This is a genomic window from Actinoplanes sp. NPDC049598, from assembly GCF_040675435.1.
Lineage (GTDB): Bacteria > Actinomycetota > Actinomycetes > Mycobacteriales > Micromonosporaceae > Actinoplanes.
The window spans coordinates 359,224-374,049 of record NZ_JBFAOX010000008.1; the positions used below are offsets into that span (position 1 = coordinate 359,224).

Sequence of the window (14,826 nt, forward strand, 5' to 3'; positions counted from 1 at the left end):
GCGCGCGGTACGGTGACGCGCAGATCATGAGGAGGATCGGTGGCCGCGGAAAAGATGTGGTTCTCCATCCTGGGGCCGGCCCGCGTGTGGCGGGACGGTGACGAGGTCGAGATCAGCACGCCGCAGCACCGGGCCCTGCTCACCGTGCTGCTGATCGCCGCCGGCCGCCCGGTCGGCATGGCCGAGCTGATCGACGTGACCTGGGGCGACAACCCGCCCGGGACCGCGGTCAACGGCATCCACCGCAACATCGGCATGCTGCGGCGCGTGCTCGAGCCGGCGCTGGCCGCCCGCGAGACCGGCCGCTGGCTGGTCCGCGGGGGCAGCGGCTACCGGCTGGCCGTCGACGCGGACTCGCTCGACCTGCTGCGTTTCCGCGAGCTGATCGAGCAGGGCCGCGCGGCCCGCTCGGTGGACCCGTTCGTCGAGGCGCTGGCCCTGTGGCAGGGCTCGCCGGGCGCCGGCTCCGGGCCCGAGGTACGGGAACGCCCCGCGGCCATCGCCATTGACCGGGAATACCAGGCCGCGGCCACCGAGGCGGCGGACATCGCGCTGATCAGCGGCGCCGCCGAGCGGGCCATGGCCACGGTGCGGCAGGCTGCGGATCTGCATCCGCTGGACGAGGCGCTGCAGGCCCGGGTGGTGCTGCTGCTCGGCAGCGCGGGCCGCCAGTCCGAGGCGCTGGAGGTGTACCGGGAGGTCACCCGCCGGCTCGCCGAGGAGCTGGGCGTCGACCCGGGCGAGGAGCTGCGAGCGGCCCAGACCCAGGTCCTGCGCCAGGCCGTTCCGTCCCGGCGGCCGGCCGCGCCCGTCCCGGCGACTTCTGCTCCGGCCGCGTCCGCTCCGGCGGTGGCGCCGCCGCGGCAGTTGCCGCCCGATCTGGCGGCGTTCGTTGGGCGGCGGGCCGAGCTGTCCGACGCGTCGGTGCTGGCGGCGGCGCCGGCGGGGGCGGCTCCGGTCATGACCATCAGTGCCGTGGGTGGCATGGCGGGCATCGGCAAGACGACCCTTGCCGTGCACTGGGCGCATCAGGTCGCCGACCGCTACCCGGACGGGCAGCTCTACATCGATCTTCGGGGTTTCGGGCCGTCGGATCAGATCATGGAGCCGGGTGACGCGCTGGCTTATCTGCTCACGTCGCTGGGCATGGATCCGGCGAAGATACCCACCGGTCTGGCCAACCAGACCGCGGCGTTCCGCAGTTTGGTGTGGGGACGCCGCATGTTGCTGCTGCTGGACAACGCCCGCGACGAGGAACAGATCCGGTCGTTGCTTCCCGGCTCACCCGGCTGCCTGGTGATCGTGACAAGCCGGCGTCACCTGTCGGGGCTGGTCGCCGTCGAGGGGGCCGTTCCCATCACGTTGGGTCCGCTGGATGCCGCGGATGCCCGTGACTTTCTCGGACGGCGGCTCGGTGCTGAGCGGATCGCCCGGGAGAGTTCGGCGGTGGAGGCAATCGTCGAGCTCTGCGGCGGCCTGCCCCTGGCGCTGGCCATCGTGGCGGCGCGGGCGGCGCTGCGCGGGCCGCGCATTCCGCTGGCCACGCTCGCCGCCGAGCTGCAGCGGTCGCGCGGTCGCCTGGACGCCTTCACCGGCCCGGCTTCGTCGATCAACGTGCGGGCGGTCTTCTCGTGGTCCTACGAGCGGCTCAGTGATCGGGCGGCCCGCATGTTCCGGCTGCTGCCCGTCCATCCCGGACCGGACGCCGGGATGCCGACGATGGCCGGCCTGGCCGGCATTTCCATGGAGGCGGCGGCCGAGGCCCTGGCCGAGTTGCTCGACGCCAGCCTGATCGGCGAGGGCGCCCCGTCCCGCTATCGCAGTCACGACCTGCTGCGGGCCTACGCCGCCGAACTCGACGACGAGCAGGACGAGCGACCGGCCGCCCGCGAACGCCTCCTCGACTACTACGTGCACACGGCCTACGCTGCCAACCGTCTGCTGCGCCCGTATCGGCGGCCGATTCCGCTCGACGCCGTCGCGCCCGGGGTGACCGTGCCCGCGATGGACACCGCTTCGGATGCCCTCGCCTGGCTGGCCTGCGAGGAACAGGCCCTGCTGTTGATGGTTGACGACGCTGTCCTGCACGGTTTCGACCAACGGGCCGTCCAGCTGACGTGGTCGCTGCACGCGGCGACGGAGCGAGTCGAGACCGAGCTGCGTCTGGTGCAGGTCGGCTCGGCGGCCGCGGAGCGGCTCGGCGACCGGCTGATGATGGCCCGGTTCGCACTGGGACTGGCCACGCTCTACGTGCGCGCCGACGACATTGACAGCGCCGTACGACATTTCGAGCGTGCGCTGGAACTGAACGTCGAACTCGGTGATCTGGCCGGCCAGGCCATCGTGCATTTCAACATCGTGGCTGTGTACGAACGTCTCGGTCGTTACGCGGATTTCGTCGGTCACGCCAATCTCGCGCTGGATCTCTACCGGCAAATCGGTGATCGCGACGGCGAACTCGCTGTCCTGTCCGCCCTGTGCTGGGCACAAGTCCGGCTCGGTGAATACCGGGACGCTGTTGACCGGGGTAACGAGCTGGTGCGGAACCTTCGTGAGACCGACGACCCGGCGATCAGAGCCAGCACGCTTGACACCATTGGGTGGGCGCATCACCGGATGGGCGAGTATGAGGTGGCGTTGGCCCACTTCGAGGAATCGCTCGACGCGATGCCGGAAAGCGTCATGGCGTCCGGCGAGGCTGCGACCTACGCTCATCTCGGTGATACGCAGGCGGCACTGGGCGACCACGCGGCCGCACTCATCGCCTGGCGACGGGCGCTGGAGCTCGTCGACCACAACGACCTGCCGATGGCCGACGAGCTGCGCGCCAAGATCGAGGCGAACGCGGGTTAGCGGAGAGCATCGAGGGTGGGTGGCGGGCCGGCGACGGTGAGGTCGACGGCCGCCGCCGCGGCCAGGACCGTGCCGAGGTCGAAGGGGGCGGGCGCCTCGTCGGCGTTCAGGACCGCGGTGCCCGCCTTGGTGAAGAAGTTCTCGATGCCGGCCGGGGCGAACATGACGGCCAGCTTCGAGCCCGGTGACCGCACGAGGTACGAATGCGGCACCCCGCGCGGCCCGAGGGCGACCTGCCCGGCCGTGAGGTCGTGCCGCTGATCGCCCACGAAGAACGACACCTCGCCGTCGAGCAGGACCCAGACCTCGTCCTCGCCGCCGTGTACATGCAGTGGCGGTGCATGCCCGACCGTGTCGTCGAACTGCATGACCGTGAGCGTGCCCTGGGTGGCCGACCCGGGGATCAGGATGCGGGCCTTGCCGCCCAGGAACCAGAAGGTCTCACCCGGCGCTGTCGTCGGATCGTGCATGGGTTGTCTCCTTGTCGCGAGTGGAGGTTCGTCCTCCTTCGCCTCACGCTAAGAAGATCTTGTTGTGCAACAGTGCGCCTTTAGTGCGGTCCTAGGCGCAGCACCTCGGTCGGGGCGTCGCCTGAGCCGGCTCCGGTCGCCGCGGGCTTGTTCCGGCGGCGGATCAGCACCAGCGCGAGCGCGCCCACGCCGGCGGCGACCAGCAGACCGCCCAGCGTGAAGAACAGCGGCGAGCTGCCACCCTCGTCGCTGACAGTTTTGAGGTCGAGGGGCGCTGCGTCGGCTGCACTCGTATGCGTGGTGGCTGGCTCGTCCGTCGCCGCATCGGGGGATGGCGTTCGTGTGGTGGGCACGGGCACGGGCACGGCGGCCAGGGACACGGCCACCGTCGCGGTGTCACCGGCCCGGCCCTGGACGGTCTCGCGGTTGGTGCGGTAACCGTCCAGGGTCGCGACGACCGTGATCCGCCCGGCGGCGATCGGCTTGGTGGCGTTCGACTTCATCGCGAACCGGCCGCTGCGGTCACTGGTCACACGGTATTCGTGCCCGGCGCTGTCCCGGATCGTCACGGCCGCCCCGCCGAGCGCCTTGCCACCGGTGTCACGGACGCGGCCGGAGACCCGGCTCACGCCGGACGGCGGCTTGCTCGTGGTGGGTGACGAGGCGCCGGAACCGTGGACGTACACCATCTTGAAGTCGTAGCTGTTCTGCCCGCCGAGGCGTACGGCCACCGAGATGTTGAGACCGCTGATCTCGCCCGGGGCCGCGGCGGGCGCGACGAGCCTGGCCTCGAAGTCCTTGCTCTTACCGGGGGCGAGGTTCGGCTCGGCCCGGCAGCCGGTGGTGCACTGCAGGCCGCCGCCGACCACCACGATGGCCGTCTCGGCCCGGGATCCGGTGTTGGTGACGCGGAATTTCACGCGCACCGTGTCGCCCGGTGACACGTTCTCGGCCGACACGCTCAGGATCCGGATCGGCGCGGGCGCGGCCACCGCGGGTGTCGCCGTCACCATGAGCGCCGCCACGGCCAATGCGAACAAGGCACCTATGCGCGTCGTCACTTTCCTCACCTTTCCTCGAAACAGCGCCACTATGCCCGGCCGGAGCCGGATCGCGCGACCCGGCCGGGGATTCGCGTCGGCCGCGATGAACGGTCGGGGGGCGGCCAAGTCTCGAGCGCCGCGCCCTCGACGTCAATCCGGGGGAGCAGCCGGTCCAGCCATTTCGGGAGCCACCAGGCGGCCCGGCCGAACAGGGAGATGGCCGCCGGCACCAGCACCAGCCGGACGACGAAGGCGTCGACCAGGACCCCCACGGCCAGCGCGAAGGCGATCGGCCGGTGACCGAGTCACCACCGGCCACGCCGCCGCCGAAGACGCCGACCATGATGAGGGCGGCGGCGGTGACGACCTTGGCGCCACGGCCGAACCCGCCGATCACGGTCGCGTCCGGCCGGGCGCCGCGGCGGTGTTCCTCGTGCATGCCGGAGACGAGGAACATCTCGTAGTCCATGGACAGTCCGAACAGGACACCGATCACGATCGTGGGCAGGAAGCTGAGCAGCGGACCGGCCGGGCCGACCCCGAAGACGCCACCCAGCCACCCCCACTGGAAGACCGCGACCGTCGCCCCGAGCGCCGCCCCCAGGCTGAGCAGAAAGCTGAGCACGGCCTTGGCCGGGATCAGCAATGAGCGGAACACCACCATGAGCAGCAGGAAGGCGAACCCGGCGACCAGGGCGAGGTAGAGCGGCAGCGCGTGCGCCAGATGCTCGGAGATGTCGATGGCGACCGCGGTCTGCCCGGTCACCAGCAGCGGCCCGCCGAGGTCGACCGACCGCAGGCGGGTCACCAGATCGGCGGTCGCGGCGTCGGACGGGCCGCTGCCGGGGATGACGGTGAACAACACGTCGCGGCCGTGCTCGCCGGTCGGCAGCACCCGGGCGACCCCCGGAACCTCGGCGATCCGGGTCTGCACCGCCGCCGAGGGGGCGAGCACCAGCAGCGGCCCGTTGGCGCCGGGGCCGAATCCCTCGGCGATCAGGTCGTAGGCGCGGCGGTCGCTGGCCGACGCGGGGTCGTCGCCGTCGTTGGGCAGGCCCAGGCGCATGCTCAGCGCCGGGATCGCGAGCACGCCGAGGACCACCACCGCGGCGACGACGGCGGGCACCCGGTGGCGGACCAGCGACGCCGCCCAGCGGGGCGCGATCCGTACGGCCGGAAAGATCTTCCGCCCCGTGACCCGGTGGCCGGCCAGGCTGAGCAGGGCCGGTGTCAAGGTCAGGGCCATCAGCATGGCCACCAGCACGGCCCCGGCGGCGGCCAGGCCCATCTGGGTGAGGAAGCCGACGCCGGCCACGGCCAGCCCGGCCAGGGCGATGATGACGGTGAGGGCGGCGAAGAAGACCGCCGAGCCGGCCGTGCCGACGGCGTGGGCGATCGAGGCCCGTACGTCCGTCGCCCCCTCCCGCAGCTGCCGGCGATGCCGGTCGAGGAGGAACAGCGCGTAGTCGATGCCGACGGCCAGCCCGAGCAGGATGGCCAGGGTCGGCGCCACCGAGTTGACCGGGGCCAGCGCCGTGGCGGCGTACAGGCCGGTCAGGGAGACCGCCAGGCCGAGGACGGCGGTCAGCAATGGCATCCCGGCCGCGGTCAGCGAGCCGAACGTGACCAGCAGGACGAGCAGCGCGATGAGCAGACCGATGCCGGGGGAGCTGCCGCCGTGCGCCGGCGCGGCCAGCTCGGACGACTCCTCGACCTGGAGCCCGGCGGCCCGCGCGGCCGCCAGGGCCGGGTCCGGGGCGTGGCCGGTGGTGAGGGAGGCGATGCGGCCGTCCGGGGACAGCACCGGCTTCGCGCCGAGCGCGCGGGCCAGGTCGGTCACCGCCGGCTGGTACGCGGTGAGGGTCCGGCCGGGTGGCGCCGCGACCACGACCTTGCCGTCGTCGCCGCCCCCGCCGAACTCGCGGTCGACCCGATCCAGCGTCCGGGTCGACTGCAGGCCGGGCAGGGTCAGCTCGTCGGTCAGCGGCTGGGCCAGACGGACGGCCAGGCCCGCCGTGACGAGCAGAACCGCCAGCCAGGCGCCGATCACAAGCCGGCGCCGGCGGGCGCAGAAGGCGCCGATCCGAGCCAATGTCGCGGCCATTCCCATGGTCCTTTCCCGGTGGAGGTTGTCGCCGTCGATGCTCGGCTCGAGCGCTCGGGAACGACACCACCCACGGGTGAGCGCGCATTACCACCCGTGGGTGGTACTGGCGCCGCCGCCGGAAGCCGATGCTCGGGTTATGACTTCGAGCACCCTGACCAACGCGCTCATCGGCCTGGCCCTGGTGGCCTGGATCTGCTCCCGGCAGCTCCGCTGGCGGGCCGTCGACCCCGGGAGGATGTTCAAGCTGCCGATCGTCCTCGGCGTCGTCGGCGTCGTGTCGATGGCGCAGCAGAGCACCACGATCAAGCCGATCGACGTGGCCGTCCTGGGCGTCTCGGCCGTGCTGGCCCTGGCCTCGGGCACGGTGATGGGCCGGATCGCGCGCTTCCGGCCGTCCCCGCTCGTCCCGGGCGCGGTCGAGACCCGTACGGGCGGGGCGGGGGTCGGCATCTGGCTCGGGCTGATCGCCGCGCGGGTGGTCATCGATGTGATCGGCGCCCGGCTCGGGTCAGAGATGGCCGTCGCCACCGGCGCGATCCTGCTCGTCCTGGCGCTCAACCGGATCGCCGGCGCGCTGGTGATCTCGGCCCGGTTGTCCCACCGGTCGCCGGCGATGGCGGGAAGATAGCAGTCGTGGCGACTCCCGCGGCCCGGCGCCGGACCACCCCGGTCGTGCTCAACCTGGTCGGCCTGGTCCTGGTCGGTCTCGCCTTCGCGCGGGACGCGCTGACCGATGTGCCGCCGGCGCTGGTGGTGGTGGCCTGGGCGGCCTGGCTGCTGTGGGCGGTCGAGGTGGCGCTGCCCGAGCACCGGACCCGGGAACGCGTCGCGCTCGCGCTGCTCATGGTGGCCGGCGGCGCCCTGGTGGCGGCGCCCACCTATGTGACCGGTCTGGTCCCCGGGATCATCGGCATGCTGGTCCTGGCCGGAACGCCCGCGGTGCCGCTGCGCCTGGTCGTCGCGGCCGCGGCCGGAGGGCTCGCTCTCATCGGGGCCGGAGCGTTGATCGTGCCGGGCAGCCGGGAGGAGGTCATCAGTTCGGTGGCCACGCTGCTGGTGGTGAGCCTGGCCGGGCTCGGCCGCCGGCAGCAGCGGAACTCCGAGGTGCAGTCCCGGGCGTTGCTCGAACAGCGGCTGGCCGTCGAGCAGGAACGGGCCCGGGTGGCCGCCCTGACCGAACGGTCCCGGATCGCCCGCGACCTGCACGACGTGCTCGCTCATTCGCTCGGCGGGCTGGTCATTCAGCTCGACGCGGTCGATGCGCTGCTCGAGGCCGGTCGCGGCGGTCAGGCCCGCGACAAGGTCCAGGCGGCCCGGCAGCTCGCCGTCTCCGGGCTCGACGAGGCCCGGCGGGCCGTGAGCGCGCTGCACGAGCCGGAGATTCCGCTCGCCACGGCGGTGGCTGAGCTGGTGGAGGCCCATCGGGCCCTGGGCGGGCAAGTGGCGGTACGCGGTGACGCGAGCCGGGGGACACTCGGTGACACCGCGGGCGCGGCCGTCGCCTGGGCCGTCCGGGAGTTGCTGACCAACGCCCGGCGGCACGCGCCCGGCGGGACGACGACGCTCGACCTGGACTGGGCGGACGGCGCGCTCACGGTCACGGCCACCACGCCCGGGCCGGCCGCCGCGACCGCACCCGGAGGCGGGCACGGCCTGCGCGGCATGCGTGAGCGTGTCACCGAGGCGGGCGGGACGATGACCGTCGACGCGGGGCCGCCGTTCCGCGTGGTGCTGACCCTGCCGGGGAGGATGCCGGGATGATCCGGGTGCTCGTGGCCGACGACCAGGCGACCGTACGGGACGGCCTGGTGACCCTGCTCGAGCTGGCCGAGGGGGTCGAGGTCGTCGGGGCCGCGACGGACGGGCTCGAGGCCGTACGGCTCGCCCTCGACCTGCGGCCGGACGTCGTGCTGATGGATCTGCGCATGCCGAACCTCGACGGCCCCGGCGCCACCGCGCAGATCATGGCCGCCGCGCCGTCGACGGCCGTCCTGGTCCTGACCACCTACGCCGACGACGAGTCGCTGGCCGGGGCGCTGAGGGCCGGCGCCCGCGGCTATCTGACCAAGGACGCCGGGCGGGCCGAGCTGGCCGCGGCGCTGCGGTCGGTCGCCTCCGGTCAGGCGACCTTCGCGGCCGAGATCGCGGACCGGCTCGTGCGCGGCTTCACCGCGGGCGCGCCCCGGCCGGGTCTGCGCGAACGGTTCCCGGCCCTGACCGCCCGCGAGGCCGACGTGCTGGAGGCGATCACACTGGGGCACAACAACGCCCGCATCGCCGCCGACCTGTACCTCAGCGTCGCCACCGTGAAGAGCTACATCAACTCGATCTTCGCCAAGATCGGCGCCCATGACCGTGCCCATGCCGCCGCGATAGCGCTGGGCCGCTCTCAGTAGCTCCGGCTCCGCGTGGCCTCGCCGGTTCCGCTGACCGCGATGGTGCCGCCCCGGTGTTCCACGATCACCCGGTCTCGCGCCGGCGGTATCGCTGCAGGATCGCCACGACGTCCTGCGCGCCGCTGCGCAGTTGCTCGATCTCCTCCTCGGTGTACGCGCGCTCGGCGAGGCCGACGACGCAGTGGGCCCCGACCACCTCACCGTCGACCACCAGCGGCACCCCCGCGTAGCTGCGGGCTCCGTCGACCACGACCAGAGGGTTCGTTTCGTGGACGGGGTGCGCGGCGAGGTCCTGGTAGGTGTGCGCCTCGCCCGTGGTGACCACGTCGGTGCAGAACGACCACTCGGCCGGGGTGCCCTGGACCTCGCTGATCCACGCCGGCAGCCCCGAGGAGCCGGCGAAGAACTGGCTGATGTGCGACAGCAGCGTGACCAGGCTGACCGGGGCGCCGAGCCGGTGTGCGGTGCGCTCGGTGAGCCGGTCGAGTTCCTGTCGCAGCCGCGGGTCGTCGAAGTCGATGCTGGCCAGGACCTCGAGGCGATGTCGGTCGGCGAGCGAGGGAGTGGGTTGCACGCGGTGCTCCCGGGGTCTCGATGGTGTCACTGTGCGGAATGGGCTTGGGCCAGATGCTGGTACGTCGCGATGCGAACCTGCAGGCCTCGTGCGCACAGCCGGATCAGCGGCTCCGCGGTCGCCATCACGGCGAGGAGCCGGTCGAGCGCGGCGGGCGAGCTCTCGTCGCCGCGCAGGCCGGCGGTGAACAGCAGAGTGCGCCAGATGTCCTCGGTGTGCGGCCCGTACATTCCGTGCAACGCGCAGTGCGCCTCAGGCAACGTCGGGCGGGTCATCCGGTAGGGGCCTGTCTCCTTCGAGTCAGGTGGTGTGCCGACCGGTGGGATGGCGGGAACAGTCATGACTTCGTTGTCTCCGGCTGCGAGGTAGGTGTCCGATGACTGTCGCGACGTCGGGTGGGGCTAGGGCTGGATGATCGCCTGGGCTGCCTCGATCCGTGCTCGGAGCTGCTGGAGCGTGCCGGCGGTGAAGGCGGCGGGGGTGCGATGCATGACGCTGATGGTTCCGACGACGTGGCCGCCCGCGTCGGTCAGCGGGACCCCGGCGTACGAGCGCGCCCGGGTGACGGTGGTCAGTGGCGTGCCGGCGAAAGCAGGATCCTCGCGCAGGTCGTCGATCACCGCCTCCGTGCCGTCGCTGACCACGCGGGTGCACGGCGCCCATTCCGCCGGCATGCCGCCGGCTTCCTCGAGCCAGCCTCCCAGGCCGTACGTGCCGCAGACCGCGACCGCGTCGATCAGGACCATGCTGACCGCGGCCATGTCCGCGCCGGCCTCGGCGGCCACCTCGCCGGCGAATCGGTTGAAGCGCGCGGCCATGCGGTCGGAGTACGAGTCCAGCACGCGCCCGACGGCCCGTACCCGGTCCAGGTCACGCAGCCCCTCCCTCGGCGCGGGACACAACAGGTCGCGGACGACCGCGCGGAACTGGCTCAGAGCCGCGGGTTTGGCCAGAACGACGTTGCAGTGGAGCAGCGCGGTGGGCGGCGCGTTCGCGCTGACCATGAGCAACGGCAGCGCCGCTGTCGCCGGGTCGGCGCGGAGCTGCTGGGCGACCTCCAGCCCGGTCTTCCCGGGCATGTAGTGATCGAGAACGCTCAGATCGGGCCGCAGGCCGGTGATCTGCGCCAGCGCGGTGGGGCCGTCCACCGCCGTGTGCACCGTGTGTCCCGCGGTGGTGAGCACAGAGGTGAAAAGCGCCGCGACGTCCGGTTCGTCCTCGGCCACCACAATCATCGCCATCAGCTTCTCCTACGCCAGACGCCGCTTCACCCACCGTAGGCGCGCCGCGGGAGGCGGGAGGAGCGAATGGCCGTTCCCGTTGCCGGCTGCCGGATCTCGTGGCGGCCGGCGCCCGCCCGCCCCGGTGCGCTTCCTGCCCGCCTTCGACGATGTCGTGCTCGGCTACCACGACCGCAGCCGGGTCATCGACGACCAGCACCGCGGCCTGTCCGTCGGCGGCGCCCGCTTCGTCCTGGTCGACGGCCGCGTCGCCGCCACCTGGACCAGCGACGGGGGACGGGTCGTTGTCACGCCGCTGCGGGACCTGACCCGGGCCGAACGGGCCGAACGGGCCGAGGTGGCCGGGGAGGCCGACCGGCTCACTGCTTTCCTGTCGTCGGGTTCTGCCAGCGGCGTTCGATCGTGACGGTGGTTCCCGTGGCCGTCGGCACGACCCGGACGTCGCCGTAGGCGCTCATCAGCATGCCCCCGCGGCCCCGGTCGCGGACCGCCGGCCGGGCCCGCCACCCGCCGAAGTCGCGGACCACGATGCGGACCGTGCCGTCGAGGACGCGTAACTGGACCTCCACTTCGGGCCGGCTCGGCTGCTGGGCGTGTTCCACCGCGTTGTTGACCGCCTCGGTGGCGGCCACCTGCAGGTCGTGCATGAGATCGGGGTCGATCTCGTGGTCGCTCAGGGCGGCCCGCAGGTCACCGCGCATCCGGCCGGCGGCCGAGGGCTCCAGCGGGTACGACCAGGTGGCCTGCAGGTCCGGCCCGTCCGCGGCCGGTGGCCCGCCGGGCGCCCGGCGCCGGCGGAGCAGGACCGCCGCGATGTCGTCGCGCTGCGGCTGCGGCACACCGGCCAGGACGGCGTCCAGGACGGCGGTCGCGGGCGCGCCGGCGGCATCGAGCCCGTCGATCGAGGATGGGGAGCTCTCGACCAGACCGTCGGTGTAGAGCAGCAACTGGCCGCCGGGCGGCAGACTGCCCTCGTTCTGCCGGTACGAGGCCGGGCGGAGGCCGAGCGGCGGCCCGACGGTTCCGGGCAGCAGGTCGGTGCTCCCCTCGGGGCCGGAGAGCATCGGGAGCGGATGCCCGGCGCTGCACCAGGCGAAGTCGCCGGTGGCCGGGCGCAACCGGAGCACGAACAGGGTGGCCGGCAACGGTGTGCCGAGGCGGTTGAGCAGTTCGGCCACCCGCGTGACGACGGTCGCCGGCGCGGCGTCCTCCACCGCGTAGGCCCGGACCGCGTTGCGCACCTGACTGCTCGTCACCGCGGCGCCCAGGCCGTGCCCGGCCACGTCACCGATGCTGAGCACGGCGTCGCCGTCCGGCAGGACCACGACGTCGTACCAGTCGCCGCCGACGCGCCCGGGGGCCGGCCGGTAGGCCGCTTGCAGCTCCCAGCCGTCCAGACCGGGCAGGTCGTCCGGCCGGGTGCTCTGCTGCAGGGTCAGCGCCAGCTGACGGTCGTGTTCCAGCTGCCAGCCGGTCTGCGCCAGCGTGGCGAGCAGGTTGGCCATCGGCTCGAGCACGCTCCGTTCCGCCTCGCCGGGCCGCCGGGCCGCGTCGAGCAGCACGGTGAGGGCGCCGATCGGGCGGCCGTCCCGGCCGCGGATGGCCGCGCGCACGACGCCGGGCCCCTCGGCCGGCGGGCCGGCCGGGCCGGAGGTGAACCGCAGCGCGGGACGCTGGTCGCCGCCGGTCACCACGACCTCGGCCGCGGTGCCCTCGAGCAGCGCCCGGGCCTGCTCGGTGATGGTCTGGAAGACCTCCTCGAGCGCGCGACCGGACGCGATCACCTCGGCGGTGCCGGCGAGCGCGGAGAGCTGCCTCGTGTGGGCGGCGCGGATCCGGGACAGCCGCAGCGCGCTGCGGACGCGCGCCACCAGTTCCGCCGCCGTGAACGGCTTGACCACGTAGTCGTCGGCGCCGGCCTCGAGCCCCTCCACGCCGGACCCGTCGCCCGCCCGCGCCGACAGCATGATCACCGGGAGCGCCCGGGTCGCCTCGTCCCCGCGTACCGCCCGGACCAGGGCGAAGCCGTCCATTCGGGGCATCATCACGTCGGTCAGCAGCAGGTCGGGCGGGAACCGGCGGATCGCCTCGAGCGCCGCCCGCCCGTCCGGCGCCAGCTCGACCTGCCAGCGCTCGCCGCTGAGCAGCCGCTTCAGGTAGGCGCGCATGTCGCTGTTGTCGTCCGCGACGAGAATCCGGGCGCCGTCGCCCTGGGCCGGCACCTCCGGGGTGGGGCGGGGGACGTCGAGCCAGCCGGCCGCTTCCTCGGCCGCCGCCCGCGCGGCTGACATGTCCGGCAGCGGTTGCGCCGTCGCGGCCCCGGCCAGCGGCACGGTCACCGTGAACGTGGTGCCGGCGCCGGGGGTGCTCTCGACGGTGGCGTCGCCGCCCTGCAGCCGGGCCAGCTCGCGGACCAGGGCCAGGCCGATCCCGCTGCCCTCGTGACTGCGGGCCCGCACCCCGCGGACGCGGTGGAAGCGGTCGAACAGCCGGGGCAGGTCCTCCGGGGCGATGCCGATGCCGGTGTCCGAGACGGTCAACCGGGCGGTGGCGCCGTCGGCGGCCAGCCGGACCCGGATCTCACCCACGAAGGTGAACTTCAGCGCGTTCGACAGCAGGTTGGTGACGATCTTCTCCCAGGTCGCGGGATCGACCTCCACCGCGTGCGGCAGCGGCGGGCAGTCCACCACCAGGCGCAGGTCGGCCCGCTCGACCGCCGCCCGGAAGACGCCGGCGAGCTCGGCGGTGTAGCGGGCGAGGTCGATCGGCCGCGGCCGCTGCTCGGCCCGCCCGGCCTCCACGCTGGAGAACGTCAGCAGGTTGTTGACCAGCGAGAGCAGCCGGTGGGCGCTGCGCTGGGCGATCTCCAGCCGGTCGCGCTGGGCCGGCCCGAGCGGTTCGCCGGCGTCGGCCAGGGCGTCGGCCAGCGGACCCATCATCAACGTCAGCGGGGTACGGAACTCGTGGCTCACGTTCGTGAAGAAGTCGGTCTTGACCCGGTCCAGCTCGGCCAGCGCGGCGGCGCGGTCGCGCTCCTCCTGGTACGCCTGGGCGTTGCGGACGGCCACCGCCACCTGCTGGGCGAGCAGCTCGAAGAACGACCGGTAGGTCTCGTCCAGGCCGCGGCTGGGGCTGACCCCGGCCAGCAGCACACCCAGGGGCTGGGACCGCTCGGCCGAGGGCAGTGGGAGCGCCACCGCGGTACGCACCGGATCGTCCCAGGCGCCACCGGTGACGGCCAGCCGGCCGGCGGCGTCCTCGATGTCGACGGGCTGCCCGCCGGCCGCGGCGTACAGATTCCAGCCGTCCTCAGCCGGGTCGACGGTGTCCGGCAGCGCCGCGCCGGCGCCCTCCGCCCCGACGGCGGCGGCCCGGCGGAGCACGGCGCCGTCGCGGAGGTAGATCGCGGCGAACGGGACGTCGATCCGGTGTTCGCCGATCACCGCGCAGAGCTGGGCGCAGACCTGCTCGACGTCGGCCGCCCGGCCGCCGGCGGGCACCGCGAGGTCACGCAGCAGGCGCAGTCGTCGCTCCCCGACCACCTGTTCGGTGACCTCGCTGCACACGGTGAGGATGCCCGCGGTGTTCCCGTCGTCGTCGCGGGCGGGCGCGTGCGAGACGCTGAAGTACGCCTCCTCGCGGTAGCCCGACCGGTCCAGGGCCAGCTGCAACGCCGGCACCCAGCTGGCCACGCCGGTGGTCCGGGCGTCGGCGATCAACGGCTCCAGGACGTCCCAGCCCTCGGCCAGGGTGACCCGGACATCGCCGCCGAGGGCCGCCGGATGTTTGTCGCCGATCAACGCGGAGTAGGCGTCGTTGTAGAGCTGGGTGTAGGTGGGCCCCCACAGCAGCAGCATCGGGTAGCGGGACGACAGCACGATCCGGACGGCCGCCCGCATGCTCTGCGACCAGGTCCGCACGGGGCCGATATCCGTAGCGGACCAGTCGAGCCGGCTCATCAGCAGTCCCGTGGCACCACCGCCGGCGAAGAGATCGTCCGTCACGTCGTCACGCTACCCACGTGGAGCCGGGTAACTCCTGTTCGGGTCACCTGACGTCAGGTGAGCGACTCCTGGCCGATCACGCGAAGGAGGTCGAGGCCGGCGTCGAGGGAGTGGCTCTGCCGCGCGGCAGAGCCCTTC

The 14,826-nt window shown here is 73.2% G+C and carries 12 protein-coding genes and 1 pseudogene; 5 read left to right on the forward strand and 8 right to left on the reverse strand.

The annotated features are described in order from the left end of the window. The first annotated feature begins 39 nt into the window (after positions 1-39). Positions 40-2,853 carry a BTAD domain-containing putative transcriptional regulator gene (locus tag AB0J66_RS20915; RefSeq protein WP_364662916.1) on the forward strand — a complete coding sequence of 938 codons (2,814 nt, stop codon included), beginning with the start codon at positions 40-42 and terminating at the stop codon, positions 2,851-2,853. Here the strand turns inward: AB0J66_RS20915 and AB0J66_RS20920 are convergent. From AB0J66_RS20920 to AB0J66_RS20935, 4 genes and pseudogenes are all read right to left on the reverse strand, one after another. Beyond that, positions 2,850-3,323, reverse strand: a complete 474-nt coding sequence (locus tag AB0J66_RS20920) for a cupin domain-containing protein (RefSeq protein ID WP_364662919.1) — start codon at positions 3,321-3,323, stop codon at positions 2,850-2,852. The genes AB0J66_RS20915 and AB0J66_RS20920 overlap by 4 nt on opposite strands. Before the next feature lie 80 nt (positions 3,324-3,403). Beyond that, positions 3,404-4,243 (reverse strand): carboxypeptidase-like regulatory domain-containing protein, encoded by an 840-nt coding sequence (locus AB0J66_RS20925; RefSeq protein ID WP_364662922.1) that lies wholly within the window; start codon positions 4,241-4,243, stop codon positions 3,404-3,406. A 170-nt stretch (positions 4,244-4,413) separates the two neighbouring features. After that, positions 4,414-4,638: a hypothetical protein gene (locus AB0J66_RS20930; RefSeq protein ID WP_364663008.1), complete on the reverse strand. Its 225-nt coding sequence runs from the start codon at positions 4,636-4,638 to the stop codon at positions 4,414-4,416. A 113-nt stretch (positions 4,639-4,751) separates the two neighbouring features. Continuing rightward, positions 4,752-6,476, reverse strand: a pseudogene (locus tag AB0J66_RS20935) (MMPL family transporter); the annotation flags it as partial. A gap of 133 nt (positions 6,477-6,609) precedes the next feature. Between AB0J66_RS20935 and AB0J66_RS20940 the strand changes: the two are divergent. From AB0J66_RS20940 to AB0J66_RS20950, 3 genes are read left to right on the forward strand one after another with little or no spacing between them, the layout of a single operon-like run. Beyond that, positions 6,610-7,101 (forward strand): hypothetical protein, encoded by a 492-nt coding sequence (locus tag AB0J66_RS20940; protein WP_364662925.1) that lies wholly within the window; start codon positions 6,610-6,612, stop codon positions 7,099-7,101. A 5-nt stretch (positions 7,102-7,106) separates the two neighbouring features. Then, positions 7,107-8,234: a histidine kinase gene (locus AB0J66_RS20945; RefSeq protein WP_364662927.1), complete on the forward strand. Its 1,128-nt coding sequence runs from the start codon at positions 7,107-7,109 to the stop codon at positions 8,232-8,234. Continuing rightward, entirely contained in the window at positions 8,231-8,869 is a 639-nt protein-coding gene (locus tag AB0J66_RS20950; protein WP_364662930.1) for a response regulator transcription factor, read from the forward strand. The genes AB0J66_RS20945 and AB0J66_RS20950 overlap by 4 nt, the downstream gene beginning before the upstream one ends. A 64-nt stretch (positions 8,870-8,933) precedes the next feature. Here AB0J66_RS20950 and AB0J66_RS20955 read toward each other — a convergent pair whose 3' ends face one another. Genes AB0J66_RS20955 through AB0J66_RS20965 form a run of 3 tightly spaced genes read right to left on the reverse strand, consistent with a single transcriptional unit; the run spans position 8,934 to position 10,684 of the window. Continuing rightward, a complete protein-coding gene (locus AB0J66_RS20955) occupies positions 8,934-9,443 on the reverse strand; it encodes a GAF domain-containing protein (protein WP_364662933.1) in 510 nt (169 codons plus the stop codon). Positions 9,444-9,469: 26 nt separating this feature from the next. Continuing rightward, a complete protein-coding gene (locus tag AB0J66_RS20960; RefSeq protein ID WP_364662935.1) occupies positions 9,470-9,784 on the reverse strand; it encodes a hypothetical protein in 315 nt (104 codons plus the stop codon). Positions 9,785-9,844: 60 nt separating this feature from the next. Then, positions 9,845-10,684, reverse strand: coding sequence for a response regulator (locus AB0J66_RS20965; protein ID WP_364662938.1), 840 nt, complete (start codon positions 10,682-10,684; stop codon positions 9,845-9,847). Here AB0J66_RS20965 and AB0J66_RS20970 point away from each other — a divergent pair. Beyond that, entirely contained in the window at positions 10,632-11,090 is a 459-nt protein-coding gene (locus AB0J66_RS20970) for a crosslink repair DNA glycosylase YcaQ family protein (RefSeq protein ID WP_364662941.1), read from the forward strand. The genes AB0J66_RS20965 and AB0J66_RS20970 overlap by 53 nt on opposite strands. Here AB0J66_RS20970 and AB0J66_RS20975 read toward each other — a convergent pair. Then, complete coding sequence (locus AB0J66_RS20975) at positions 11,044-14,688, reverse strand: SpoIIE family protein phosphatase (protein ID WP_364662944.1); 3,645 nt, start codon at positions 14,686-14,688, stop codon at positions 11,044-11,046. The genes AB0J66_RS20970 and AB0J66_RS20975 overlap by 47 nt on opposite strands. Positions 14,689-14,826 lie beyond the last annotated feature (138 nt).